Source organism: Streptomyces sp. YS415 (assembly GCF_023544665.1).
GTDB lineage: Bacteria > Actinomycetota > Actinomycetes > Streptomycetales > Streptomycetaceae > Streptomyces.
This window is the reverse complement of record NZ_JAMJFL010000020.1, coordinates 81,712-106,714: the sequence shown is the minus strand read 5'-3', so window position 1 is coordinate 106,714 and position 25,003 is coordinate 81,712. Positions and strand designations below refer to the sequence as shown.

The window sequence follows — 25,003 nt, the reverse complement described above, 5'->3', positions numbered from 1 at the left end:
CAACGGCCCTGTCAGTGCCCGCAGGTAGATTCGTTCGAGGCCGGTGTGCCGTCCGCACACGGTTCAGACCGGCCGTCACCGACGATTGCAGGAGTGATTCGCGTGGATCGTGTCGCGCTGAGCGGCCTCAAGGCCCGCGGGCACCACGGTGTGTTCCCCAAGGAGCGCGAGGAGGGCCAGACCTTCATCGTGGACCTCGTGCTGGGCCTGGACACCCGGCCGGCCGCAGCCGACGACGACCTGACGAAGACCGTGCACTACGGCATCGTGGCCGAGGAGGTCGTGGCCGTCGTCGAGGGCGAGCCCGTCAACCTCATCGAAACCCTCGCCGAGCGCATCGCCCAGGCCTGTCTGAAGCACGAAGGGGTCCAGGAGGTCGAGGTCCGCGTCCACAAACCGGACGCGCCGATCACGGTCCCCTTCGACGACGTGACCGTCACCATCATCCGGAGCCGAGTATGACCGCGTTCTTCACCGGTGGTCCCAGCGACCCGACCGTACAGCCGGTGCCCGCCTCCGTCGTCGAGAAGGTGGACGCCGCCGACACCACCCTGCACAACCCGCAGCGCGCCGTGATCTCCCTCGGCTCCAACCTCGGCAACCGCCTGGAGACCCTCCAGGGCGCCATCGACGCGCTGGAGGACACGCCGGGCCTGCGCGTCAAGGCCGTCTCCCCCGTCTACGAGACCGAGCCGTGGGGCGTGCAGCCCGGCAGCCAGCCCTCCTACTTCAACGCGGTCGTGATCCTGAAGACCACCCTTCCCCCGTCCTCGCTGCTGGAGCGCGCGCAGGCGGTCGAGGAGGCCTTCCACCGGGTCCGTGACGAGCGCTGGGGGCCGCGCACCCTCGACGTCGACATCGTCGCCTACGCCGACGTCGTCTCGGACGACCCGGCCCTCACCCTCCCCCACCCGCGGGCCCATGAGCGGGCCTTCGTCCTCGCCCCCTGGCACGACGTGGAACCCGAGGCCCAGCTGCCCGGACGCGGCGCGGTGGCCGACCTGCTCGGCACCGTCGCCCAGGAAGGCGTCTCCGCTCGCGGGGATCTGGAACTCCGACTGCCCGAGTAGTCGTTAAGGTCAGGACGACCACAGTCCGTGGGAGCCAGGGGTAGCTGAAGGGACACCGTGAGAGAGCTGCGTATCAGGGTGCTGGCCGGCGTGTTCGTGGTGGCCGGCGTCCTGTCCTGGGCGGGCGCCCGCCTCTGGAACTCGATCGGGACCCTGCCGAGCGTCCCCCTGGCCGCCCCCATCGTCCTCGCCCTGATCGCCGCGGTCCTGCTCGCCACGGCGCTGTCGATCCGCTCCCGCCTCAAGGCGCAGCGCGAGCGCCGCCCGGGCGCCAAGGGCGTCGACCCCCTGATGGCCGCCCGAGCGGTCGTCTTCGGCCAGGCCAGCGCCCTGGTCGCCGCCCTCGTCGCGGGCATGTACGGCGGCACGGGCGTCTTCCTGCTGGAGGTCCTCGACATCCCCGCCCGCCGCGACCAGGCCATCTACGCCGGCTTCTCGGTCGTCGCGGGCATCGCCGTCATAGCGGCGGCCATCTTCCTGGAGCGCGTCTGCAAGCTCCCCGAGGACGACGAGCACAACGGCACGGGAGCCGCACCGGCCGCGTGACGAGCGAGCGGCGTCAGCGCGCCATGATCAGGCTCATCGCCTCGTTGCGGGTGGCCGCGTCCCGCAGCTGTCCGCGCACCGCCGAGGTGAGCGTCTTCGCGCCCGGCTTGCGGATGCCGCGCATCGACATGCACATGTGCTCGCACTCGATGACCACGATCACACCCCGCGGCTCCAGGATCTCCATCAGGGAGTCCGCGATCTGCGTGGTGAGTCGTTCCTGCACCTGAGGGCGGCGGGCGTAGACGTCGACGAGCCGGGCCAGCTTGGACAGCCCGGTGATCTTCCCGGAGGTCGCCGGAATGTACCCGACGTGCGCCACGCCCCGGAACGGCACCAGATGGTGCTCACACGTGCTGTAGACCTCGATGTCCTTCACCAGCACCATCTCGTCGTGCCCGATGTCGAACGTCGTCGTCAGCACGTCCTCGGGCGTCTGCCACAGGCCGGCGAATATCTCCTTGTACGCCCTGGCCACCCGTCCCGGCGTCTCCTTCAGGCCCTCACGGTCCGGATCCTCGCCGACCGCGATCAGCAGTTCGCGCACGGCGTTCTCGGCGCGCTTCTCGTCGAACTCGCCGACGCGGCCCTCGCCGTCCAGCGTCACGGGGTCGGTCATGTGGTGCCTCGTTCCTGTGCGGGTGGCGCGTGTGGGGCACGCGTCTGAACTGCGGACATACGACGATGCCGCGCCCCCCAGGCTAAAACCAGGGGGACGCGGCATCCATTCCGGGGCCGGTGCGGTCACCGGTCCCGGGTCAGCTCTCCGGGCGCTCCTCGGGAGCGGGCTCCGGGATGGGCTCGGCGACCGTCGACTTGGCGGTGGTGATCGCCGGGGTCGAGCCGTTGGCGCCGTTCGTCAGTGCGAGCTCCTTGGGGGAGAGCACCGGCGGACGGGTGGACGGCGTACGGCGCGAGGAGCCGGTCCACGCGGGCCGCGGCGGACGCTTGACGATGGTGGCGAAGATCTCGGCGATCTCCTCCTTGCCCAGCGTCTCCCGCTCCAGCAGCGCGAGAACGAGGTTGTCGAGGACGTCGCGGTTCTCGACCAGGATCTCCCAGGCCTCGTTGTGCGCGGTCTCGATGAGCTTCTTGACCTCTTCGTCGACCAGCGCGGCGACCTCTTCCGAGTAGTCGCGCTGGTGAGCCATCTCACGGCCGAGGAACGGCTCGGTGTTGTCCCCACCGAACTTGATCGCGCCGAGGCGCTCGGTCATGCCGTACTGCGTGACCATCGCGCGGGCCGTGGCGGTGGCCTTCTCGATGTCGTTCGCGGCACCCGTGGTCGGGTCGTGGAAGACGAGCTCCTCGGCCGCGCGGCCGCCCAGCATGTACGCCAGCTGGTCCAGCATCTCGTTGCGCGTCGTGGAGTACTTGTCCTCGTCCGGCAGGACCATCGTGTAGCCGAGGGCACGGCCTCGCGACAGGATCGTGATCTTGTGGACCGGGTCGGAGTTCGGGGAGGCCGCCGCGACCAGGGCGTGGCCGCCCTCGTGGTACGCGGTGATCTTCTTTTCCTTGTCCGACATGATCCGGGTCCGCTTCTGCGGGCCCGCCACGACGCGGTCGATGGCCTCGTCGAGCATGTGGTTGTCGATCAGCTTCTTGTCCGAGCGGGCCGTCAGCAGGGCGGCCTCGTTCAGGACGTTGGACAGATCGGCACCGGTGAAGCCCGGGGTGCGGCGGGCGACGGCGGACAGGTCGACATCGGGAGCGACCGGCTTGCCCTTCTGGTGGACCTTGAGGATCTCCAGACGGCCCTGCATGTCGGGGCGGTCGACCGCGATCTGGCGGTCGAAGCGGCCGGGGCGCAGGAGGGCCGGGTCGAGGATGTCGGGACGGTTCGTGGCGGCGATCAGGATGACGCCGCCCTTGACGTCGAAGCCGTCCATCTCGACGAGCAGCTGGTTCAGGGTCTGCTCGCGCTCGTCGTGACCACCGCCGAGGCCGGCGCCGCGGTGGCGGCCGACCGCGTCGATCTCGTCGACGAAGACGATCGCCGGGGCGTTCGCCTTGGCCTGCTCGAACAGGTCACGGACTCGGGAGGCACCGACACCGACGAACATCTCGACGAAGTCGGAACCGGAGATCGAGTAGAACGGCACGCCGGCCTCGCCCGCGACGGCACGCGCCAGCAGGGTCTTACCGGTACCGGGGGGGCCGTACAGGAGTACGCCCTTGGGGATCTTGGCGCCGACCGCCTGGAACTTGGCGGGCTCCTGGAGGAATTCCTTGATCTCGTGGAGTTCCTCGACCGCCTCGTCGGAGCCGGCGACGTCGGCGAACGTCGTCTTGGGGGTGTCCTTGGTGATGAGCTTGGCCTTGGACTTCCCGAAGTTCATGACCCGGGAGCCGCCGCCCTGCATCTGATTCATCAGGAACAGGAACACGACCACGATGAGAACGAAGGGCAGCAGCGAGAGCAGGATGCTCACGAAGGCGTTCTGCTTCGTCGGCGAGACCGTGTAGCCGTCCGGGATCTGCTTGTCCTGGAACTTGGTCTGCAGGGTGTTGGCCAGGGTCGCGCCCTGGTCGCCGATGTAGCTCGCCTGGATCTTCGAGCTGTCCTTGATCTTGACGCCGTCCTTGAGCTGGACCTTGATGGTCTGCTCGTCGCCGGTGGTCAGCTTGGCTGATTCGACCTTGTTGTCATTGATCGCCTGGACGACCTCGCCGGTGTCCACCGTCTTGTAGCCGCCGGACGAGCCGACGACCTGCATCAACACGACCACGGCAAGGACGGCCAGCACGATCCACATGACCGGCCCACGGAAGTATCGCTTCACGTCCATCCATACGGAGCGGAGCCGCCCCGTCCCTCCTGCCATAGTGAGTTTGATAAGACAGTTCTTCTGACGGTACCCCAGCATTGTGGCCCGAAGCCGCACAGAGCCGCTCGGCCGGCCGGCAATCCCGTCTCTGCATGCTCCAACGGCGCGGACCGCGCTGGGGTTCCCGATCGTCCTACCGGCGTCGCCCTTGTGGCTCAGCGCCTGGCCGAGCCACGGGGTCAGCCGCCGTAGACGTGGGGCGCGAGCGTACCGACGAACGGGAGGTTGCGGTACTTCTCGGCGTAGTCGAGGCCGTAGCCGACGACGAACTCGTTGGGAATGTCGAAGCCCACCCATTCGACGTCGATGGCGACCTTGGCGGCGTCCGGCTTGCGCAGCAGGGTGCACACCTTGAGCGACTCCGGCTCGCGGGAGCCGAGGTTGGACAGCAGCCAGGACAGGGTCAGCCCGGAGTCGATGATGTCCTCGACGATCAGGACGTGCTTGCCCTTGATGTCGGTGTCGAGGTCCTTGAGGATCCGCACCACCCCGGAGGACTGGGTGCCCGCCCCGTAGGACGACACGGCCATCCAGTCCATGGTGACGGGGGTGGACAGCGCCCGCGCGAGGTCCGCCATCACCATCACCGCGCCCTTGAGGACGCCGACGATGAGCAGGTCCTTGCCCGCGTACTCCGCGTCGATCTTCGCGGCGAGCTCGAGGAGCTTCGCGTCGATCTCTTCCTTGGTGATGAGTACCTGCTGAAGGTCGGCACCCATGTCGTTCGCGTCCACCCGCATCACTTTCGGTCGTCCTACCGGCCGTCCGCCCCCCTTGGCGGGGAGCAAGGATTCAGCCTTGCCGAATCACCAGTCTGCCACCCTGGCGCTGGGCCACGACTTTGCCGGGGAGATTGATGACCCCCTGGCCGCGCCATCCGGTGATCAGGCGGTCGACTTCCTCGATGTGCCGGGCGAACAGCGAGCCGGCGGGGGCGCCCGCCTCGATGGCGGCGCGGCGCAGGATCCGGCGGCGCACGGCGGGCGGGAGGGCGTAGAGCTTGGCGCACTCCAGCAGCCCCGCGGCATCCCGGACGGAACGCTCGGCCTGGCCGGCCCAGGCGTCGAGGGCGTCGGCGTCGTCTCGGGAGAGCTGGGCCGTACGGGCGAGCGCCTCCACGACGCCTTTGCCGAGGGCCTTCTCCAGGGCGGGCAGTCCCTCGTGGCGCAGGCGGGAGCGGGTGTAGGCGGGGTCGGCGTTGTGGGGGTCGTCCCAGACGGGCAGGGACTGGACCATGCAGGCCCGGCGGGCGGTCTGCCGGTCGATCTCCAGGAAGGGGCGCCGGTAGCGGCCGCCGGCCCCCGAGACCGCGGCCATTCCGGACAGGGAGCGGATGCCGGAGCCGCGGGCGAGGCCGAGCAGGACGGTTTCGGCCTGGTCGTCGCGGGTGTGGCCGAGCAGGATCGCGGTGGCGCCGTGGCGCTGGGCGGCGGCGTCGAGGGCGGCGTAGCGGGCGTCGCGGGCGGCGGCCTCGGGTCCGCCTTCGCGGCCGACGGTGACGGAGGTGGCCTCGACCGGGTCGAGGCCGAGTTCGCGCAGGCGCAGCACGACTTCCTCGGCGCGCAGGTCGGAGCCGGGCTGGAGGCCGTGGTCGACGGTGACGCCGCCCGCCCGGATGCCGAGCTTGGGGGCCTCGAAGGCGAGGGCGGAGGCGAGGGCCATGGAGTCGGCGCCGCCGGAGCACGCCACGAGCACGAGCGGCGACGGCGGGCGCTCGTGCGGGGGGTGATCGGTGGGGGTCGGTCGGTCGTTGAGGATGTCGTGGAGGACGCGGCGGACCGCCAGGCGTATCGCCGCGACCGCAGGATGGGGACCCATGTCCGGTTCCCTTCATGGAGTTCTCGGGGGTGAGCCCGAGGTTCGGTCACTCAGAGTGTGTAGATGGTGACAGAACCGGGCGGTTCCCCGAGCATTGCACGCCTACCCATGGCTCACGGTCCCTCGGACGGGTGATTGAAGGGGCGTTCGCCTGCCGTCGGCCGGATTCGTCTCACGACCTCGCACGGAGGTTCACGACTCGGCCTTGCGGTGCACCCGCGTGACCCAGTCCGCCGGTTTGGCGATCTCCGCCTTGGTCGGGAGGGTGTTGGGGGAGGTCCACACGCGGTTGAAGCCGTCCATGCCGACCTCGTCGACGACGGCCCGCACGAAGCGTTCCCCGTCGCGGTACTGGCGGAGTTTGGCGTCCAGGCCGAGCAGCTTGCGCAGGGCCATGTCCAGCCGGGAGGCGCCCTTGGCGCGGCGCTGCTGGAACTTCTCGCGGATCTCCGCGACGGACGGCACGACGGCCGGGCCGACACCGTCCATGACGAAGTCGGCGTGCCCCTCCAGCAGGGACATCACGGCGGTGAGGCGGCCGAGGATCTCGCGCTGGGCCGGGGTCTGCACGATCTCGACGAAGGAGCGTCCGCCGTCGTCCTCCTCGGCCTCGGGGCGGCCCCCGGCGAGGGACTGGGCGGCCTCGCGGACGCGCTCCAGGACGGTCATGGGGTCGACGTCGGTCTCCCCCAAGAACGACTGGATTTCGCCCTCCAGGTGGTCCCGCAGCCAGGGCACGGCGGTGAACTGGGTGCGGTGGGTCTCCTCGTGCAGGGTCACCCACAGGCGGAAGTCGTGGGGCTGGACGCCGAGTTCGCGCTCGACGTGGACGATGTTCGGCGCGACGAGCAGCAGCCGCCCGCCGCCGTTCGCGCCCGCGGGAAGCTCCCGGGTGGGCGGCGCGAAGGTCTCGTACTGGCCGAGGACACGGGAGGCGAGGAACGACAGCAGCATGCCGAGCTCCACGCCGGTGACCTTGCCGCCGACGGCGCCGAGGACCGCGTTGCCGGGGCCCGAGCCGCGGCGCTCCTGCATCTTGTCGAGGAGCGGCTTGAGCAGTTCCCGGAAGCCGGCGACGTTGGCCCGGACCCAGCCGGGGCGGTCGACGACGAGGAGGGGGGTGTCGTGGGTCTCCTCGGTGCCCATCCGGGTGAAGCCCCGGACGTGTTCCTCCGAGGCCTTGGCGTGCCGGCGCAGCTCCGCGACGACGGCTCGGGCCTCTTCGCGGCTGATCTCGGGGCCCGGCCGCATGAGCCGGGTCGCGGTCGCCACCGCGAGATTCCAGTCGACCATCCCAGGAGTTGCGGCACCACCGATGCTCGTCATGCGTCAACCGTACGTGAGCCCTGCCGTTGGGGGCAGGGCGTCGGCGGTCGGCACGCTCGGGTCCGGTTCAGCCGCAGCCGCACGCCGCCAGGGCCGTGGCCGCCGCGTCCAGGGCCGACTGTGCCGCTTGCGGATCGGTGGTGTCCGTGGCCAGGAAGGCGAAGGCCAGCAGGTGCCCGTCCTGGTCGACGACCGTTCCGGCGAGGGCGTTCACCCCGGTCAGGGTGCCGGTTTTCGCCCGTACGACGCCTGCCGCGCCGTCCGTGTAGCGGCTGCTCAGGGTGCCGGTGAAGCCCGCCACGGGCAGGCCGGTGAGGATCGGGCGCAGTTCGGGGTGGGCCGGGTCGCCCGCCTTGGCCAGCAGGGCGGTGAGGGTGTCGGCCGTGAGGCGGTCGTCGCGGTCCAGGCCGCTGCCGTCCTTGAAGTCGGCGCCCTTCACGGGGACTTCGAGCCTCTTGAGCTCGGCGCGGATGGCGCGGCCGGCGCCGTCGAAGTCGGCGCGTTCGCCGGTGGCGACGGCGGTCTGGCGGGCGAGAGCCTCGGCGATGTCGTTGTCGCTGTTGGTGAGCATGCGTTCGACCAGGGCCGCGAGCGGCGGCGAGGTGACCTCGGCGAGGGTCCGGGCGCGGCCGGTCGCCTTGGAGGGGCCCGGGGAGGTGGTCTTGATGCCGTGGTCCTCGAGCAGGCCGGCGAAGGTGCGGGACGCCTCGGCCGCCGGGTCCGCCGCGCGGGGCGCGGGACCGCCGGTGGAGTCGTCGGTGCGGGCCTCGTCGGCCATCAGGGCGCTGACCTGGGCGAGGTTGTCGTTGACCCCGATCGGGTGGACCGCGTCGCCCGCGTAGAGGGTGGTGTCGTACGACAGGGTCACCTCGCGCACGCCGTCCTTCTTCAGGGCGGCGGCGGTGTCCGCGGCGAGGGCGCGCAGGCTCGCCCAGCCCTCGGCGTCCTCGTGGGCGGTGAGGGTGGGGTCGCCGCCGCCGACCAGGACGAGCTCGCCGGTGTCGGCCTCCAGGGCGGTGCGGGTGGTGAGGCGGTGGTCGGGGCCGAGGGCGGACAGGGCCGCGGCGGCGGTGGCGATCTTCGTGGTGGAGGCGGGGGTGAGCGCGGTGCCGGAGCCGGCGTCGTACAGGCGCTTGCCGGTGGTCACGTCCACGACGGCGGCGGAGCGGCGCTCGCCGAGCGCGGAGGTGTCCAGGAGCGGGTCCAGGACGCCGGCCAGGGCCTTCGGGCCCGGGGGAAGCTTCAGCCCGCCGGCCGAGCCGCCGAGGCCGCTGAGGACGGATGCGGCGCTGGGGGCGGCGTGCGGCGCCGCAGCGGGATCACGACCGTGATCTGCGCCACCCGTGTGTCCCTGGGCGGCTGCCCGGTCCCGCTCGGCCGTACGCTGACCCGAGGAGTCCCAGGGACCGGCGGTGGTCACCGCACCCACGGCGAGCGCGAGGCCGACGGTGGCGGCGCCGGCGGTGTACTGCCAGGTCTTCACGCTGACGACCTGCGCCGAGGCGGCTCGGCCGAGCCGTGCGACACGCGGTCGGCCGGCTGTGACGGCCCGTGCGAGACGCGGTCGTACGGCGTCCGCGAACCGCGTCACCCGCGGTCCCGCGGCCCGCCAAGGTCTCAGCTCTGGCACGACCACCAGCCCCTTTCGCGATCACACACCTGCGTGAGGGACACTTAACCACCAGAACTATGTGTTGATCATGGAGGAGCCACCGGTGGAGTTCGACGTCACGATCGAGATTCCGAAGGGTTCGCGGAACAAGTACGAGGTGGACCACGAGACCGGTCGGATCCGCCTGGACCGTCGCCTCTTCACCTCGACCAGCTACCCGGCCGACTACGGCTTCGTCGAGAACACCCTCGGCGAGGACGGCGACCCGCTGGACGCCCTGGTCATCCTGGACGAGCCGACCTTCCCGGGCTGCCTCATCCAGTGCCGCGCGATCGGCATGTTCCGGATGACGGACGAGGCCGGCGGCGACGACAAGCTGCTGTGCGTCCCGGCGCACGACCCGCGCGTGGAGCACCTGCGCGACATCCACCACGTGTCGGAGTTCGACCGCCTGGAGATCCAGCACTTCTTCGAGGTCTACAAGGACCTGGAGCCCGGCAAGTCCGTCGAGGGCGCCGACTGGGTCGGCCGTACCGAGGCCGAGGCCGAGATCGAGCGGTCCTACAAGCGCTTCAAGGACCAGGGCGGCCACTGAGTCCCCAGGTCACCGACGGGCCGCACGCGACGCGTGCGGCCCTTTGGCATGGGTGTGCGCATACTGAAGCCTGGCCTGAAGGCGTCGTACAGGGAGCGCTGCGCAAGTGACGGACGCGGAGGACCGCAAGCCGCCGTCGGACGAGGCGACCGGCACGTTCGACCCCGAGATCACATCCGAGTTCGCCATTCCCCAGGGGCTCGCCGTACCCAGGTCCGGCGGTGAGCCGGAGACCACCTCCGAGTTCGCCCTGCCGCGCGGGCTGGACACGCGCCCGGCTCCGGGGGCCGAGTCCGAGAAGTCGGCGTTCAGTACGCCGCGGACCTACCACGCCAAGGACGCGCCGCCCGCCTTCACGTCGGCGGCCGGGGTGCCCGCGGTCAGCCTGACCAAGAACGTGCCCTGGCAGGACCGGATGCGCACGATGCTGCGCATGCCGGTGACCGAGCGGCCCGCGCCGGAGCGGATCGCGAAGACCGAGGACGAGGGTCCGGCCGTCCCGCGCGTGCTCGACCTGACCCTGCGCATCGGCGAGCTGCTGCTGGCGGGCGGGGAGGGCGCGGAGGACGTCGAGGCGGCGATGTTCGCGGTCTGCCGGTCCTACGGCCTGGACCGCTGCGAGCCGAACGTCACCTTCACGCTGCTGTCGATCTCCTACCAGCCGTCGCTGGTGGACGACCCGGTGACGGCCTCGCGGACCGTGCGGCGGCGCGGGACCGACTACACGCGGCTCGCGGCCGTGTTCCGGCTGGTGGACGACCTCAGCGATCCGGAGAGCCATGTCTCCCTGGAGGACTCCTACCGGCGGCTCGCGGAGATCCGCCGCAACCGGCACCCGTACCCGACCTGGGTGCTGACCTCGGCGAGCGGACTGCTGGCCGGTGCCGCATCGGTGCTGGTCGGTGGCGATCTGATCGTGTTCGTCGCCGCCGCGGTGGGCGCGATGCTCGGCGACCGGCTGGCGTGGCTGTGCGCGGGGCGAGGGCTGCCGGAGTTCTACCAGTTCATGGTGGCCGCGATGCCGCCGGCCGCGATAGGCATCGCGCTGAACCTCGCGCACGTGGACGCGAAGGCGTCCGCGGTGATCACCGGTGGGCTGTTCGCCCTGCTGCCCGGGCGGGCGCTGGTGGCGGGGGTGCAGGACGGTCTGACCGGGTTCTACATCACCGCCGCCGCGCGTCTGCTGGAGGTCATGTACTTCTTCGTCGGGATCGTCGCCGGGGTGCTGGTGATCCTGTACTTCGGCGTGAACCTGGGCGCCAAGCTGAACCCTGACGCGGCCCTGAACATCTCCGAGCGGCCGCTGTGGCAGATCGGCGCCTCGATGCTGCTGTCGCTGACGTTCGCGGTGCTGCTGCAGCAGGAACGGTCCACCGTGCTGGCGGTGACCCTGAACGGCGGGGTCGCCTGGTCGGTGTACGGGGCGCTGCACTACACCGGTGGCCTGTCACCGGTCGCCTCCACGGCCGTGGCGGCTGGGCTGGTGGGGCTGTTCGGGCAGTTGCTGTCGCGGTTCCGGTTCGCTTCGGCGCTGCCGTACACCACCGCGGCGATCGGGCCGCTGCTGCCGGGCTCGTCGACGTACTTCGGGCTGCTGTCCATCGCGCAGAACGAGGTCGACAAGGGGCTGGTGTCGCTGGCGACGGCGGCCTCCCTGGCCATGGCCATCGCGATCGGGGTCAACCTGGGGTCGGAGATCTCGCGGTTGTTCCTGCGGCTCCCGGCCGGGGCCGGCGAGGGGCGCAAGGCGGCGAAGCGGACCCGGGGGTTCTGAGCTCCTCGCGGGTCCGCTTCCCTCACCGGCGGTTCTAGTAGCCCTGGTTGGGCGGGTACTGGTCGTTCTGGTGGCCGCCGTACTGCTGCTGGTTGCCGTAGCCCTGCGGGTACTGCTGGGCGTAGGGCTGCTGCTGGCCGTAGTACTGCTGCTGCGGGGGCTGGTCGGTCGGGTCGATGCGGCGCAGCTGGGTCGTCGCGTCGTCCATCATCTGCGGGTGCTGCTGGTGCGGGGGCTGGGCCGCTCGGGCCGGGGCCTGGGCCGCCGCCCGCTTCTTCTTGGAGCGCTCGCGCAGGTACTCGACGATGATCGGGACGACCGAGAGGAAGACGATCAGGATGAGGATCGCCTCGACGTTCTTCGCGATGAAGTCGATCTGGCCGAGCCAGTACCCGGCCACGGTGACTCCGGTGCCCCAGGCGATGCCGCCGATGACGTTGTACGTCAGGAAGGTGCGGTACTTCATCCGGCCGGCGCCGGCCACGATGGGCGCGAAGGTCCGCACGATCGGCACGAAGCGGGCCAGCACGATCGCCTTCGGACCGTACTTCTCCATGAACTCGTGCGCCTTCTCCAGGTTCTCCTGTTTGAAGAGCTTGGAGTTGGGGCGGTTGAAGAGCTTCGGGCCGAAGAACTTGCCGATCATGTAGCCGACCTGGTCGCCGATGACGGCGGCCAGCACGATCAGGGTGCAGACCAGCCACAGGGGCTGGGTGATGTACGTCCCCTCGGCCACGAAGAGACCCGCCGTGAACAGCAGCGAGTCACCGGGCAGGAACGCGAAGAGGCCGGACTCGGCGAAGACGATCAGAAGGATGCCGGGCAGCGCGAAGGCCTCGATGAGGTATTCCGGGCTGAGCCACTCGGGGCCGAGCGCAAGCGTGGTCACGGGTTGTGGCTCCTGCGGGGTGGGGCGGGCGGGGGCTGGTGCTCAAAAGTACCAACGCGGTACCCCTTCCAACGCACCGCTGGAGGCGCTGGTTCCATGTGCGCGCACGGGATGCCGTTCGCGGCGGCCCGGGGAATGCTGTCCACCATGGGAATCGAAGAGTACGGCGGCGGACAGGGCCCTCAGTCCGATGTCCTGGTGGTCACCACGAACGACGTACCCGGTCACCGGGTCCAGGAGGTCATCGGGGAGGTCTTCGGGCTGACGGTGCGCTCCCGCCACCTGGGCAGCCAGATCGGCGCGGGGCTGAAGTCGATGGTCGGCGGTGAGCTCAAGGGGCTCACCAAGACGCTCGTGCAGACCCGCAACCAGGCCATGGAACGGCTGGTGGAGCAGGCACGCGCGCGTGGCGCCAACGGCGTGCTGGCCTTCCGCTTCGATGTGACCGACGCCTCGGACGTGGGCACCGAGGTGTGTGCGTACGGCACGGCCGTGGTCCTGGTCCGGGAGTAGCGGCACTCCCGGACCGGGGATCACGCGGTGCGGCGGGCGGCGTTGGCCACGATGGCGTCCCGCAGGTGGGCCGCCATGCCCGGGTGCATGGCGTCGTAGAACGCCGTGAAGCGTTCGTCGGCGACGTACATGTCCCCCAGGCACTGGTGCATCTCGTACGGGCACTCGTAGAACCACCTGCCGAGGTACCGGCGGTGCTCCTCCGCCAGCTCCATGGCCGCCTCGCCGGTCGGCGGCTCGCCGGAGGTCATCAGGGCCTTGTAGCGCTCGCCCCATTCGGCCCCCTCGTCCTGCATCCGCTTCCAGTCGTCCTTGGTGTAGTTCGCCGCGCGGCGCTGCGACTCGGCGTAGGCGTCCGTGCTGCCCCAGCGCGCCTCCGCCTCCTCGGCGTACTGCTCGGGGTCGTGGTCGCCGAAGACCTCGAAGCGTTCTTCGGGGGTGAGGTTGATGCCCATCGTGCGTGCCTCCATGGCCTGTTCCACGGCCGTCGCCATCTTCTGCAGCTGCTCGATCCGGGCGGTCAGCAGGTCGTGCTGGCGGCGCAGATGCGCGCGCGGGTCGGTGTCCGGATCGTCGAGCAGGGCGGCGACCTCGTCGAGCGGAAACCCGAGCTCCCGGTAGAACAGGATCTGCTGCAGGCGGTCGAGGTCGCCGTCGCTGTAGCGCCGGTGCCCCGCATGGCTGCGCTCGCTGGGCACGAGCAGGCCGATGTCGTCGTAGTGGTGCAGTGTGCGCACCGTCACTGCGGCGAAGCCCGCGACCTGTCCCACGGAGTAGCTCACGTCGTCCGCTCCCTTCTCGGTACGCACTCCACGGTGAATCCTCACGCCACGTGAGGTGCAAGCCCATTGAATACGACCGTATTGACCGCTTTGCCGGTTTAACGTGTCCCCGTGCCCCAGGAAACCGCGCCTCAGGCGCCCGCCGTCGCGGCAACCCCGGCCCGTGCCCTGCTGCCGTTGGTTCTCCCGGCGCTGGTGGTGGGCGTGGCTGCCGCCCTGCTGCTCCTCGGGGTGAGCGAGGCGGCCGAGGCCTTCCAGGACGTGCTGTGGCAGGACCTGCCCGACGCGCTGGGCGTGGGCCGCTATTCGGTGCTGTGGATGCTGGTCATGCTGACCGCGACCGGAGTGGCCGTCGGCCTGGTGGTCTGGAAGGTGCCCGGGCACGCCGGCCCCGATCCGGCCACCACCGGCCTGGAAGCGCCCGCGCTGCCGCCCGTCGTCCTGCCGGGACTGCTGCTGGCGACCGCCCTGATGCTCGCGGGCGGGCCGAGCCTCGGCCCGGAGAACCCGATCATCGCCGTCAACGTGGGCCTCACCCTCTGGATCGGGCACCGGCTCCTGCCCCGGGCGCCGGGCGGGCTGTGGACGATGCTGGCGGAGGCCGCGACCATCGGCGCGCTGTTCGGTACGCCGGTGGCGGCGGCGCTGGTGATCTCGGAGGCGCTGGCCGGGCGGCAGGTGAAGGGAGCGCTGTGGGACAACGTCTTCGCGCCGCTCATCGCAGCCGCCGCCGGGGGCATCACCACCACTCTGGTGGCGGATCCGATCTTCGACCTCGATCTTCCCGCCTTCGGCCGTCCCGGCTGGGGCGACCTGGCGGCGGCGCTGGTGATCGCGTCGGCGGGCGCGGTCCTCGGGATGGCCGCCGTGTACGTCTTCCCGTACGTCCATGCCGCCTTCGCCCGGCTGCGGCACCCGATGCTGATGCTGCCTGTGGGAGGGCTCGTCCTGGGTCTCCTGGGGGCCCTGGGCGGCCATCTGACGCTCTTCAAGGGGCTGGAGGAGGCCCGGGAGCTGGCGGCCGATCCCGACGGCTGGTCGGCGGGCGAGTTCGCGGGCATGGCCGTGGTGAAACTGGCCGCGCTGGTCGTCGCCGCCTGCTGCGGCTTCCGTGGTGGGCGGATCTTCCCGTCCGTGTTCGCCGGGGTCGCTCTCGGTCTGGGCGCCCACGCCCTGGTGTCCGACGTCCATCCGGCGGTGGGGGTGTCGGCGGCCGTCCTCGGTCTGCTGCTCGCCATCACACGGCAGGGCTGGGTGAGCCTGTTCACCGCCGCGGTCCTCGTGTCCTCCCCCGATGTCATCGCCCTGCTCTGCATCGCCTCCCTGCCCGCCTGGCTGCTGGTGACCGGGCGCCCGCAGATGCAGCTTCACGCGGACGGCACCTCCGTCCGCTGACTCCCCCGGTCCGCCAGGAGGCCTCGATGGCATCGCGGCTCACTTGCTGAGCCGCCCGAACCGCCGCACCGCCAGCGGGAAGAACACCGCCAGGAGCAGCACCGGCCAGACGACCGCCGCGGCCACGTGCTCGGTGCCGGTGCCGCCGAACAGGTCGCGGACCGCCGTGGCCGTCGCGGACATCGGGTTCCACTCGACGACCGTGCCCAGCCAGTCGGGCATGGACCCGGGATGGGCCAGGGCGTTGGACAGGAAGCCGACCGGCCAGACCAGGATCTGCACCGCCTGGACCAGCTCCGGCTTCCCGGCCACCAGCGCCAGGTGGATGCCGATCCAGAGCATGGCGAAGCGGAAGAGCAGCAGCAGCCCCACCGCGCCCAGGAAGGCCCCTGCGCCGGCGTCCACCCGCCAGCCCAGGGCGTATCCGACGCCCATGAGGACGAACAGGGACAGCGCCGACTGGAGCATGTCGGCCGCCGAACGGCCCACCAGCACCGCTCCGTTGGCCATCGGCAGGGAGCGGAAGCGGTCGATCACCCCCTTGTTGAGGTCCTGGGTGACCGCGATCATCGTGCCCTCCAGGCCGAAGGCCATGGTGAGCGCCAGCATGCCGGGGACGAGGTAGTCGATGTAGGAGCCCTGGACGCCCCGGCCGCCGCCGACGAGGTAGCCGAACATCAGCAGCAGCATCACCGGGAAGACCAGGTTCACCACGACCTGCACCGGTTGGCGGGCCCAGTGGGCCAGCTCGCGGCGGGTCATGGTCCAGGAATCGGTCAGCGCGTAGGCGGTCATACGGCCTCCTTCACTCGGTGATCGCCGGTGAGGTGCAGGAACACCTCGTCCAGGGTCGGGCGGCGCAGCGTGATGTCCTCCGCCTCGATCCCGGCCTCCTGAAGGGCGCGTACGACGCCGGTGAGCGCCGCCATCCGGTCGTTGACCGGGGCGCTCAGCAGCCGGCGGTCGGCGTCCACCCGGACGGTCGCCGGGTCGAGCGGCAGCAGGGCGAGGGCGGCGCCGAGCCCGCCCGCGTCGCGCAGGACGACGTCGATGCGGTCGCCTCCGAGGGCGGACTTCAGCTCGTCGGCGGTGCCGTCGGCGATGACCCGGCCGGCGTCGACGACCGAGATCCGGTCGGCGAGCTGGTCGGCCTCCTCCAGGTACTGGGTGGTGAGCAGGACCGTCGTGCCGCCGCCGACCAGGGAGCGGACCGCGGCCCACACCTCGGCGCGGCCACGGGGGTCGAGGCCGGTCGTGGGTTCGTCCAGGAACAGCACCTCCGGGTCGGTGATCAGGGATGCGGCGAGGTCCAGCCGCCGCCGCATGCCGCCGCTGTACTGCCGTACCGCCTTGCGGCCGGTGTCGGCGAGGCCGAAGCGCTCCAGGAGCTCGTCGGCCCGCACGCGCGCGTGGCGGGCGCCCAGGTGGTAGAGGCGGCCGAACAGCTCCAGGTTCTGCCTGCCGCCGAGTTCCTCGTCGAGGGCCGCGTGCTGGCCGAGCAGGCCGATGCGGAAGCGGACCGTGCGGGCCTCGGTCAGCACGTCGTGGCCGGCCACCTCGATCCGTCCCGCGTCGGGCCGCAGGAGGGTCGACAGGACCCGGACCAAGGTGGTCTTGCCCGCGCCGTTCGGCCCCAGCACCCCATGCACGGTGCCGCGCCCGACCCGGAGGTCCAGCCCGTCCAGTGCCTTCTTCCCGCCGTACTTCTTGTGCACGCCTTCGACGGTGATCGCCGGATCGGCCACGGACTCTCCTTCGCTAGTCAAAGTTGACTACGTGCCCGAGGGTAAATGCCCGGACATCCAGTCGTCAAACTTGATTAGCTCACATCTTCCGGATGCGGCTCCCCTGTCGCGTACGGGTTCTCCTCGCCCTCCACGAGGACGCCGACGAACGGCTCGCCCTCCCCCGCGAAGGTGTACGCGCCGCCCTCGATCCGCTCGATCAGCCCCTGGGTCCACGCGGCCTCGGCGTCGGCCGTGTGCACCCAGAGGTTCATGATCTCGCCGATGTGGCCCAGCTGGCCGGGGCCGTCCTCGGGCACGTAGTGCTCGGTGACGGCCGACCGCCACTCCTCGCTGCGCCGGATCCGCTCCTTGAGCAGGGCCACCGTCTCCGCGCGCGGGAGGTCCACCATGAAGCCGATGGCCGCCGACTTCACGTCCATCTTCTGGTCGTAGGAGGTCAGCGCCTCACGGACCAGGCGCAGGTACTCCTCGGTGCCCTGGTCCGTGATCTCGTACTCGGTGCGGGGCGGACCCCCGGCGGTGGACGGCGCGATCTCGTGCGCGTGCAGCAGTCCCTGCTTGGCCATCTGCTTCAGGGCGTGGTAGATCGAGCCGGGCTTGGCGTTGGACCACTCGTGCGCGCCCCAGTACTCCAGGTCGTTGCGCACCTGGTAACCGTGGGCCCGCCCGTGCTGACGCACCGCGCCGAGCACCAGGAGACGGATCGCTGACATGCGCCCCAGGTTATGACCTCAGCTTTCGGCGAGGTCAACCAGCTCGAAGGCCGTCTTCCCGTCCAGGGACTCCCGGATGATGTCGGCGTGCCCGGCGTGCCGGGCGGTCTCGCGGATCAGGTGCAGCGCCAGCCAGCGCAGGGAGACCCGGCCCTCCGGGGGAAACCAGGGCATGTCGGGCAGCGCGAAGGTGTCGTCGAGGCTCGGCGCCGAGCGGATCAGGGCCTCCGTCTCGGCGGCGACCTTCTCCCAGTAGTCCAGCTGCGAGGCGACCGTCTCCCCCTCGACCAGCACGAAGCACTCGTGCCAGTTCGACCGGTCCCGCACCACGGCCGGCGGCTCGCCCTTGGCCAGCGAGACCCAGTACTGCTCGACCTCGGCCACGTGCTTGACCAGGCCGGCCAGCGACAGCTCGCTGGCGCTGGGCCGCGAGGAGGCCTGCTCGTCGGTCAGCGCGAGCACCGACCGGCGGATGCCGCCGCGCTGCTCGGCCAGGAAGTTGAGCAGGGCTCCGCGCTCGTCGCCGTGTGCTTCCGCGGGAACGTGGGTGACCATGGCGGCCGCCTTCCGTCGATGGGGCTCCTTGCCTGACACCCATCAAGCTACGGGTCATTGAGGTCAGTTACTGTCCTCAATGACCCGCCCGGGAAAAAGATCTGGAACCGGGGAGCGGATCTAGAACGGGAACCCGCTGCGCCCGTGCTGCACGGAGATCCACTTCAGCGTGGTGAACGCGTCCAGCATCGTGTCGCCGTTGAGGCGGCCGACACCGGAGTGCTTCTCGCCGCCGAAGGGCACGATCGGCTCGTCGTGCACGGTGCCGTCGTTCACGTGGAACATGCCGGTGTCGATCCGCTTGGCGAAGGACACGCCCCGCTCGATGTCACCGGTGTGGACGGCGCCGCTGAGGCCGTACGGGGTGTCGTTGACGAGGCGTACGGCCTCCTCCTCGCCGTCGAACGGGACGAGGAAGACGACCGGCCCGAAGATCTCCTGCTGGAGCAGGGCGGAGTCGGCCGGCAGCCCGGTCAGCACGGACGGCTCGACCAGGTTGTCGGTGGTCGTGCCCCGCACCAGGGCGGTGGCGCCCTCGGCGACGGCCTGCTCGACGACGCCGGTCAGGGCGTCCGCCTGGGAGGAGTTGATGACCGGGCCGATGACGGTCTCGGGGTCGCTCGGGTCGCCGGCCTTGAGCGTCTTCACCTTGGCGACGAACTTCTCGGTGAACGCGTCGGCGACCGTACGGTCGATAAGGACCCGGTTGGCGGCCATGCAGACCTGGCCCTGGTGGACATAACGGCTGAAGACCGCGGCGTCGACGGCGTAGTCGAGGTCGGCATCGTCGAGGACCACCAGGGCGCTGTTGCCGCCGAGTTCGAGGACCGAGCGCTTGAAGTGCGAGGCGCAGACGGTGGCCACGTGGCGGCCGACCTTGTCGGAGCCGGTGAAGGAGATGACCTTCGGGATCGGGTGCTCGATGAAGGCGTCGCCGATCTCCGCTATGTCGGTGACGACGACGTTGAGCAGTCCGGCGGGCAGGCCCGCGTCCTCGAAGAGCTGCGCGACCAGGGTGCCGCCGACGATCGGGGTGTTCTGGTGCGGCTTGAGCACGACGGCGTTGCCGAGCGCGAGGGCCGGGGCGACGGACTTCAGCGACAGCAGGAAGGGGAAGTTGAAGGGGCTGATCACACCGACGACGCCGACCGGGACGCGGTAGACGCGGTTCTCCTTGCCGTCCACCGGCGAGGGGATGATCCGGCCCTCGGGGCGCAGGGCCAGGTGGACCGCCTCGCGCAGGAACTCCTTGGCGAGGTGGAGCTCGAAGGCCGCCTTCAGCCGGGTGCCGCCCAGCTCGGCGATGATCATCTCGCTGATCTCGGCCTCTCGGTCCTCGATCAGCCGCAGGGCCTTCTCGAAGACGGCGCGACGCGCGTACGCGTTGGTCGCGGCCCATTCCTTCTGGGCGCGGGCCGCGGCTCGGTAGGCCTGGTCCACCTCGTCGACCGTGGCGATGGTGATCGAGGCGAGCTTCTCCCCGTCATACGGGTTGAAGTCGATGATGTCCCAGGAGCCGGTGCCCGGGCGCCATTCACCGTCGATGTACTGCTGGGCCAGGTCGGTGAAGCAGGACGACATGTGATCCCTCGAATCCCTAGCGGACACCTGATCAACTTCTGATCATCTCCACGATCTGATCACACGTCATCGTACTTGTGTTTCAAGACAGTTGAAGGAGTCCTCGGAGAAGATCGCGGCTCTCGGCCGGCCCCGGGCTGTCCTGCTGGAGCTCCTTGAGCGCCTTCTCGTACTGGGCGACGTCCTCCTGCTTGTCCAGATACAGCGCACTGGTGAGCTGCTCCAGGTAGACGACGTCCGACAGGTCGGACTCCGGGAAGCTGAGGATGGTGAAGGCGCCGGACTCGCCGGAGTGCCCGCCGAAGCTGAACGGCATGATCTGCAGCCGGACGTTGGGGCGCTCGGAGACCTCGATCAGATGCTGGAGCTGGCCGCGCATCACCTCGCGGTCGCCGTAGGGGCGGCGCAGGGCGGCCTCGTCGAGGACGATGTGCAGCTCGGGGGCCCGCTCGTCGACGAGGTGCTTCTGCCGCTCGAGACGCAGCGCCACCCGCCGCTCGACGTCGGCCTCGCTCGCGCCCTTCATCCCGCGCCGGACGACCGCGCGGGCGTAGGCCTCGGTCTGGAGCAGGCCGTGCACGAACTGCACCTCGTACACCCGGATCAGCGCGGCGGCGCCCTCCAGGCCGACGTAGGTGGGGAACCAGCTGGGCAGCACGTCGGAGTAACTGTGCCACCAGCCCGCCACGTTGGCCTCCTTGGCGAGGGAGAGCAGTGAGGAGCGCTCGACGTCGTCGGTGATGCCGTACAGCGTCAACAGGTCTTCGACGTCCCTGGTCTTGAAGCTCACCCGGCCCAACTCCATCCGGCTGATCTTCGACTCGGACGCACGGATCGAGTACCCCGCGGCCTCGCGCGTGATCCCGCGTGCCTCACGCAGCCGCCTGAGTTGCGAGCCGAGCAGCATCCGCCGCACCACCGATCCGGGCTCTCCCGCGCTCACGTTCGCCAGCCTCCCCAACCTCTTCAGGGCCCGAAGTCTGCCACTAAAACACTCCGAGCTGTACTCGCCCGATTACAGAGAAGGAAAGAAGCCAAAGATTTCTCTCAGGAAGGAGGAAGCAGAAGGCAAGCAGGGAGTACGAAGATGGCGGAAAAAATGGCCAACAAGCGGTACGGGAGGGTCCAATTCGGTCACGTGCACGTGCATCTGCCCTTGCATCTGCTGTACGCATCCGAAACCATGGTCCCGCGCAACCGCTGCATCGCAACGACCGCGAATTCCCGGGAGTGCCTCGCATGGGGACGAATGGATCGACCATGCTCGAGCCGTTACGGCAGGGCCTTCCGCCGCTCGATCCCGCGGCCGTGTCCAACGCCGCCTCCTGCGCACTGCCCGCCCGCTACGAAGCCGTGCGCGAGGCCCGGCAGTTCACCCGCAGGACCCTCGACCACTGGGACACCGGCGAGCGCTTCGACGACGTCTGTCTGGTGGTGTCCGAACTCGTCACCAACGCACTCCGGCACGCGCTGCCCGCGCACCACCCACGCGCGTGCGACCAGGCGCCTCCGGTACGGCTGCATCTGATGCGGTGGACCGAGCGGCTGGTGTGCGCGGTGCGCGACCCCAGTCACGACAGCCCCGTCGCCCGCGACTCGGACGACTTCTCGGCGGAGTCGGGGCGCGGACTGTTCCTGGTGGACTCCTTCGCCGACAGCTGGGGCTGGCACCCGCTGGCCGGCACGCTCAACGGCAAGGTGGTCTGGGCGCTGTTCCGGCTGCCGCACAAGCCGCAGCCGAGCCCCGCCGGCTGAGGGGCCGCGGCGCCGTGCGGCGCCGCGGCTCTACGCGCGTCACACCCGCATGACGGCCCGATCACCGCGCCGATTTCCGTCCCGGTTGCCGTCCCGGTTGCCGGAAAAGTCCGGCGAGTTGCCCGGCCGGGTCTCAGCCCGCTATCAAGTGATCGAACTCGCCGTCCTTGATGCCCAGGAGCATCGCCTCGATCTCGGCGCGTGTGTAGACGAGCGCCGGACCGTCCGGGAACCGCGAGTTGCGCACGGCGACATCGCCGCCGGGCAATCGGGCGAACTCCACGCAGGAGCCCTGCGAGTTGCTGTGCCGGCTCTTCTGCCATGCCACACCGCCGAGCTGGGCGGCGGCCATGCCGTTGTACACGCCGGACGCGTCTTCAACGTCGTACACGTCGTGGTCCACAGGTCGCTCCCCGGTGGTGCACTGGCTGGTGAGGCCATTGATGCAGTGGTCAACTGACCCGGATCATAACCTTGTTCAAGTGCGGGTGCATGGGAGGATGCACGGGCAGATGCACGTGCACGCGGGGTGTTCCTGCGGTTACAGCTGTGACGTGCGCTTCGGTGAAGCCGTTCCGGCGTCTCCCCCGGAACTCGCAGACCATGCGACCGCCGTCCCCCGTCCGAGCCGGAACGTCCGGATCGGATCCTTCGTGTACTAGGAACAGACGCGCACGGAGCCGTTCGTGTTCCACCGTCCGACCAACGGTCCGGCGACCGTACGGACCGGACCGTCGCCCTCCCAGTGGACGCCCGCCGTCCGTCTCACCGGGACCGGTCGACCACCTGGTGCCGGAGGGCGGTGCACCGGGCACCCGCTCCCCGCAAACGCCCGCACCCGATGACGGTGAGGTCGTCATCGGGTGCGGTGTCCGGATCGGGTCTTCGTCGGGGATACGACCGGGCAGCCCGCCGAGGGCCCTCGGACGCGTGTGCCAGAAACACTCGTACGAACAGGGGCGGCCCGCTACGTCGGTGAGCGCAGCGCCCGCCTGGTGACGGGTGCGGTGTCGGCCGTTGCCTCAGCGGCTCGCGTACGGCAGCAGCGCCATCTCGCGGGCGTTCTTGACGGCCCTGGCGATCTGCCGCTGCTGTTGCGCGGAGACCCCGGTCACGCGGCGGCTGCGGATCTTGCCGCGGTCGGAGACGAACTTCCGCAGCAGGTCGGTGCCCTTGTAGTCGACGTACTCGATCCCGGCCCGGTCGAGCGGGTTGGGGCGGTTCTTGGCGGGCGTGCGGTCGCTCTTGCGGGGCATGGCGGGTCAGACCTCCAGGAAGGTGTCGAAGGCGGGCGGCAGCCGCTTCCAGGCATCGCGCCCGGCGGCGTACTCGGCGTCGGTCAGCAGGCAGGACTCCAGCAGCCGGGCAAGGCCGTCCCGGTCCAGGCCGGGCGAGGTGAAGACGAGGTGCTGGCAGCAGTCGCCGTGCTCGGGGTGCCAGTCCAGCGCCGCGGCGGCCCGGCGCACCGGCGGGACCATCTCCCAGGCCGCGTCGGGCAGGGAGGCGAGCCAGGGGCCGGCGCTCTCCACGCACAGGGCACCGCCGGCCGCGTCCCAGTGCAGCAGCGTGTCCGGTTTGTCGGCGAGCCAGAACCTGCCCCTGCTGCGGGCGGCGGCACAGGTCAGGTCCTCCAGCGCCGCGTACAGCCGCTCCGGGTGGAAGGGCCGGCGCCGGTGCCACACCAGCGTCGCCACGCCGTGCGCGTCGGCCTCGGCGGGCAGCAGCGCGCAGGCGGGGTGCTGGGCGGCCGCGGCGGCCTCGACGTCGAAGCCGGCGCGCACGGCGCCCGCCAGGTCGTCGTGGCCGATCAGGACCCGGCGGGCGGTCGGGTGCAGTTGGGCGAGCAGTTCGCGGTCCTCGTCGTCGGCCTCCGGGGAGTCGAGGAGGGCCAGCACGGGGGCGTACTCCAGCTGGCGCGCGAAGGTGTCGGCGACGGTGCGCTGGTCGGTGGCGGCGGCCGCCAGGCCCCGCTCGGCCAGGTCGTCGCCGTTGCCGAGGTACGGCAGCAGCAGCGCCGGGTCGACGGCGGTCACCACACCGGTGACGGTGAGGCCGCCGGAGGTGACGACCTCCGCCATCGCCTTGGGCTCGACGGAGTCCCACAGCTCGACGACCGCGAGCGAGGTGCCGCCCGCGGCTTCGAGTCGCCTCAGCTCCGGCACCAGGTCCTCGCGCAGGGCGCAGCAGGCGCAGTCGTTGACGAGGGGAGCCTCCCCGGCGTCCAGGACGCCGGTGGCGTCGCGGACCGTCCGCATGACCGTGCCCGCCGGGGCCGTGGCCAGGTCGTGGTGGAGCACGACGCTGCCGGGGACCTCGGCGAGCAGCCGGTCCACGGCGGCCCTGCGGGCGTCGGCGTGCAGTCCGCCGACGAGCACGACGGGGAGCATCAGTCCTGCTTTCCGTACCGGCGCTCGAAGCGCTCCACCCGTCCCGCGGTGTCCAGCACGCGCGCGGTGCCGGTGTAGAAGGGGTGGCTGACGTCGGAGATCTCGACGTCCACGACGGGGTAGGTGTGGCCGTCCTCCCACTCGATCGTCTTCTCGCTCGTCATCGTCGAGCGGGTGAGGAAGGCGTGGTTCGCGGCGCGGTCGCGGAAGACGACGGGGCCGTAGGGCGGGTGGATTCCCTCGCGCATGACGTCAGCGCTCCTCTCGGAAGTCGACGTGGCGGCCGGCGACCGGGTCGTACTTGCGCAGGGTCAGACGGTCAGGGTCGTTGCGGCGGTTCTTGCGGGTCACATAGGTGAAGCCGGTGCCGGCGGTGGACCGGAGCTTGATGACCGGGCGGAGTTCGTTGCGAGCCATGCTGGTACCTTACTGAAAATGAATTCCATTTACACAACCCGTTCGAGAGAGGTGCGTCACCTGTGTCCGCCCACTGCATGCTGACCGGCGCCCGGCCCGGCTTCGGCAACCACATCTCCCACTCCCACCGGCGCACCCCCCGCCGCTTCGACCCCAACATCCAGTCCAAGCGGTACTGGCTGCCGAGCGAGGGCCGGTATGTGCGGCTGCGGCTGAGCGCGAAGGGGATCAAGACCGTCGACTCGATCGGCGTCGAGGCGGCGGTGGCGCGCATCCGCGCGCGGGGGGCGCGGGTCTGATGGCGAAGCAGAGCACGCGGGAGGTGCGGGTCTGATGGCGAAGCAGAGCAAGATCGCGAAGAACGAGAAGCGGCAGGAGATCGTCGCGCGGTACGCCCGGCGGCGGGCCGAGCTCAAGGAGATCCTCCGGCGGCCGTCGTCGACGGAGGCCGAACGGCTCGCGGCGCAGCGCGAGTTGCGGCGCCAGCCGCGCGACGCGAGCCGCACGCGCGTACGCAACCGGGATCAGGTCGACGGGCGCCCGCGCGGGTACTACCGGGCCTTCGGGCTGTCCCGGGTGTCGCTGCGGGAGCAGGCGCACGCGGGCTGTCTGCCGGGGGTGCGCAAGTCGTCCTGGTGACGGTCGTCTCGTTCTGGTCCTGGTTACGTCCTGGTAGCTTGCTGCGGTCGTGGCGTC

At 70.5% G+C, this 25,003-nt stretch carries 29 protein-coding genes; 10 read left to right on the top strand and 19 right to left on the bottom strand.

The features are described 5' to 3' along the window. Positions 1–102 precede the first annotated feature (102 nt). The 3 genes from folB to M8H82_RS24380 are packed head-to-tail and all read left to right on the top strand — an operon-like array spanning position 103 to position 1,616. Complete coding sequence (gene folB, locus M8H82_RS24390; RefSeq protein WP_250077110.1) at positions 103–462, top strand: dihydroneopterin aldolase; 360 nt, start codon at positions 103–105, stop codon at positions 460–462. After that, a complete protein-coding gene (gene folK / locus M8H82_RS24385; protein ID WP_250077108.1) occupies positions 459–1,070 on the top strand; it encodes a 2-amino-4-hydroxy-6-hydroxymethyldihydropteridine diphosphokinase in 612 nt (203 codons plus the stop codon). Before folB ends, folK begins: the two co-directional genes overlap by 4 nt. Positions 1,071–1,127: 57 nt before the next feature. Further along, positions 1,128–1,616 carry a DUF3180 domain-containing protein gene (locus M8H82_RS24380; RefSeq protein ID WP_250077106.1) on the top strand — a complete coding sequence of 163 codons (489 nt, stop codon included), beginning with the start codon at positions 1,128–1,130 and terminating at the stop codon, positions 1,614–1,616. 13 nt (positions 1,617–1,629) lie between these two features. Here the strand turns inward: M8H82_RS24380 and folE are convergent, their stop codons facing one another. The 6 genes from folE to dacB all read right to left on the bottom strand — a co-directional run bounded on the left by folE (position 1,630) and on the right by dacB (position 9,227). After that, positions 1,630–2,235, bottom strand: a complete 606-nt coding sequence (folE, locus tag M8H82_RS24375; protein ID WP_250077105.1) for a GTP cyclohydrolase I FolE — start codon at positions 2,233–2,235, stop codon at positions 1,630–1,632. 139 nt (positions 2,236–2,374) lie between these two features. Then, positions 2,375–4,408: an ATP-dependent zinc metalloprotease FtsH gene (gene ftsH / locus M8H82_RS24370; RefSeq protein WP_250077104.1), complete on the bottom strand. Its 2,034-nt coding sequence runs from the start codon at positions 4,406–4,408 to the stop codon at positions 2,375–2,377. Between the two features lie 218 nt (positions 4,409–4,626). Continuing rightward, positions 4,627–5,187 (bottom strand): hypoxanthine phosphoribosyltransferase, encoded by a 561-nt coding sequence (gene hpt / locus M8H82_RS24365; protein ID WP_250077103.1) that lies wholly within the window; start codon positions 5,185–5,187, stop codon positions 4,627–4,629. A 52-nt stretch (positions 5,188–5,239) separates the two neighbouring features. Then, a complete protein-coding gene (gene tilS / locus M8H82_RS24360; RefSeq protein WP_250077102.1) occupies positions 5,240–6,265 on the bottom strand; it encodes a tRNA lysidine(34) synthetase TilS in 1,026 nt (341 codons plus the stop codon). 192 nt (positions 6,266–6,457) lie between these two features. Next, positions 6,458–7,591, bottom strand: coding sequence for a zinc-dependent metalloprotease (locus M8H82_RS24355; protein ID WP_250077101.1), 1,134 nt, complete (start codon positions 7,589–7,591; stop codon positions 6,458–6,460). A 67-nt stretch (positions 7,592–7,658) separates the two neighbouring features. After that, positions 7,659–9,227 carry a D-alanyl-D-alanine carboxypeptidase/D-alanyl-D-alanine-endopeptidase gene (gene dacB / locus M8H82_RS24350; protein WP_250077100.1) on the bottom strand — a complete coding sequence of 523 codons (1,569 nt, stop codon included), beginning with the start codon at positions 9,225–9,227 and terminating at the stop codon, positions 7,659–7,661. A gap of 79 nt (positions 9,228–9,306) precedes the next feature. On the opposite strand from dacB, the gene M8H82_RS24345 reads away from it, so the two are divergent. Next, positions 9,307–9,798: an inorganic diphosphatase gene (locus M8H82_RS24345; RefSeq protein WP_030599677.1), complete on the top strand. Its 492-nt coding sequence runs from the start codon at positions 9,307–9,309 to the stop codon at positions 9,796–9,798. A gap of 106 nt (positions 9,799–9,904) precedes the next feature. After that, positions 9,905–11,572 (top strand): threonine/serine exporter ThrE family protein, encoded by a 1,668-nt coding sequence (locus tag M8H82_RS24340; protein WP_250077099.1) that lies wholly within the window; start codon positions 9,905–9,907, stop codon positions 11,570–11,572. A 34-nt stretch (positions 11,573–11,606) separates the two neighbouring features. Here the strand turns inward: M8H82_RS24340 and M8H82_RS24335 are convergent, their stop codons facing one another. After that, entirely contained in the window at positions 11,607–12,461 is an 855-nt protein-coding gene (locus tag M8H82_RS24335; RefSeq protein WP_250077097.1) for a VTT domain-containing protein, read from the bottom strand. 147 nt (positions 12,462–12,608) lie between these two features. Here M8H82_RS24335 and M8H82_RS24330 point away from each other — a divergent pair, with 147 nt between their 5' ends. Next, positions 12,609–12,974, top strand: coding sequence for a YbjQ family protein (locus M8H82_RS24330; protein WP_250077096.1), 366 nt, complete (start codon positions 12,609–12,611; stop codon positions 12,972–12,974). 20 nt (positions 12,975–12,994) lie between these two features. On the opposite strand, the gene M8H82_RS24325 is transcribed toward M8H82_RS24330, so the two are convergent. Further along, positions 12,995–13,756: a MerR family transcriptional regulator gene (locus M8H82_RS24325; protein ID WP_250077089.1), complete on the bottom strand. Its 762-nt coding sequence runs from the start codon at positions 13,754–13,756 to the stop codon at positions 12,995–12,997. Between the two features lie 111 nt (positions 13,757–13,867). Here M8H82_RS24325 and M8H82_RS24320 point away from each other — a divergent pair, with 111 nt between their 5' ends. Further along, positions 13,868–15,151 carry an ion channel protein gene (locus tag M8H82_RS24320; protein WP_250077087.1) on the top strand — a complete coding sequence of 428 codons (1,284 nt, stop codon included), beginning with the start codon at positions 13,868–13,870 and terminating at the stop codon, positions 15,149–15,151. Between the two features lie 39 nt (positions 15,152–15,190). Here M8H82_RS24320 and M8H82_RS24315 read toward each other — a convergent pair whose 3' ends face one another. The 6 genes from M8H82_RS24315 to M8H82_RS24290 form a co-directional block, all read right to left on the bottom strand. After that, positions 15,191–15,946, bottom strand: a complete 756-nt coding sequence (locus M8H82_RS24315; protein ID WP_250077086.1) for an ABC transporter permease — start codon at positions 15,944–15,946, stop codon at positions 15,191–15,193. Then, complete coding sequence (locus M8H82_RS24310; RefSeq protein WP_250077084.1) at positions 15,943–16,896, bottom strand: ATP-binding cassette domain-containing protein; 954 nt, start codon at positions 16,894–16,896, stop codon at positions 15,943–15,945. Before M8H82_RS24310 ends, M8H82_RS24315 begins: the two co-directional genes overlap by 4 nt. Before the next feature lie 74 nt (positions 16,897–16,970). Further along, complete coding sequence (locus M8H82_RS24305; protein ID WP_250077082.1) at positions 16,971–17,612, bottom strand: PadR family transcriptional regulator; 642 nt, start codon at positions 17,610–17,612, stop codon at positions 16,971–16,973. A gap of 18 nt (positions 17,613–17,630) precedes the next feature. After that, positions 17,631–18,167, bottom strand: a complete 537-nt coding sequence (locus tag M8H82_RS24300) for a DinB family protein (protein ID WP_250077081.1) — start codon at positions 18,165–18,167, stop codon at positions 17,631–17,633. A gap of 120 nt (positions 18,168–18,287) precedes the next feature. Beyond that, positions 18,288–19,748 carry an aldehyde dehydrogenase family protein gene (locus M8H82_RS24295; RefSeq protein WP_250077079.1) on the bottom strand — a complete coding sequence of 487 codons (1,461 nt, stop codon included), beginning with the start codon at positions 19,746–19,748 and terminating at the stop codon, positions 18,288–18,290. A gap of 82 nt (positions 19,749–19,830) precedes the next feature. Continuing rightward, positions 19,831–20,655 carry a helix-turn-helix transcriptional regulator gene (locus tag M8H82_RS24290; RefSeq protein WP_250077166.1) on the bottom strand — a complete coding sequence of 275 codons (825 nt, stop codon included), beginning with the start codon at positions 20,653–20,655 and terminating at the stop codon, positions 19,831–19,833. Between the two features lie 353 nt (positions 20,656–21,008). On the opposite strand from M8H82_RS24290, the gene M8H82_RS24285 reads away from it, so the two are divergent. Further along, complete coding sequence (locus M8H82_RS24285) at positions 21,009–21,503, top strand: ATP-binding protein (RefSeq protein ID WP_250077078.1); 495 nt, start codon at positions 21,009–21,011, stop codon at positions 21,501–21,503. A gap of 133 nt (positions 21,504–21,636) precedes the next feature. Here M8H82_RS24285 and M8H82_RS24280 read toward each other — a convergent pair whose 3' ends face one another. From M8H82_RS24280 to rpmG, 5 genes are all read right to left on the bottom strand, one after another. Then, positions 21,637–21,906 (bottom strand): DUF397 domain-containing protein, encoded by a 270-nt coding sequence (locus tag M8H82_RS24280; protein ID WP_250077077.1) that lies wholly within the window; start codon positions 21,904–21,906, stop codon positions 21,637–21,639. Positions 21,907–22,525: 619 nt separating this feature from the next. Next, on the bottom strand, positions 22,526–22,759 hold the full coding sequence (rpsR, locus tag M8H82_RS24275) for a 30S ribosomal protein S18 (protein WP_250077076.1): 234 nt from the start codon (positions 22,757–22,759) through the stop codon (positions 22,526–22,528). 6 nt (positions 22,760–22,765) lie between these two features. Further along, the gene (locus M8H82_RS24270) at positions 22,766–23,890 is read right to left on the bottom strand and encodes a GTP-binding protein (protein WP_250077075.1); all 1,125 of its coding nucleotides are present in this window, start codon (positions 23,888–23,890) and stop codon (positions 22,766–22,768) included. Then, positions 23,890–24,138, bottom strand: a complete 249-nt coding sequence (locus tag M8H82_RS24265) for a type B 50S ribosomal protein L31 (RefSeq protein ID WP_250077074.1) — start codon at positions 24,136–24,138, stop codon at positions 23,890–23,892. Before M8H82_RS24265 ends, M8H82_RS24270 begins: the two co-directional genes overlap by 1 nt. Positions 24,139–24,142: 4 nt before the next feature. Continuing rightward, entirely contained in the window at positions 24,143–24,307 is a 165-nt protein-coding gene (rpmG, locus tag M8H82_RS24260; RefSeq protein WP_044382365.1) for a 50S ribosomal protein L33, read from the bottom strand. Positions 24,308–24,369: 62 nt separating this feature from the next. Between rpmG and rpmB the strand changes: the two genes are divergently transcribed. Together rpmB and rpsN are read left to right on the top strand one after the other, a co-directional pair. Beyond that, entirely contained in the window at positions 24,370–24,606 is a 237-nt protein-coding gene (rpmB, locus tag M8H82_RS24255) for a 50S ribosomal protein L28 (protein ID WP_250077073.1), read from the top strand. A gap of 34 nt (positions 24,607–24,640) precedes the next feature. Then, the gene (gene rpsN / locus M8H82_RS24250) at positions 24,641–24,946 is read left to right on the top strand and encodes a 30S ribosomal protein S14 (protein WP_250077072.1); all 306 of its coding nucleotides are present in this window, start codon (positions 24,641–24,643) and stop codon (positions 24,944–24,946) included. Positions 24,947–25,003: the final 57 nt, after the last annotated feature.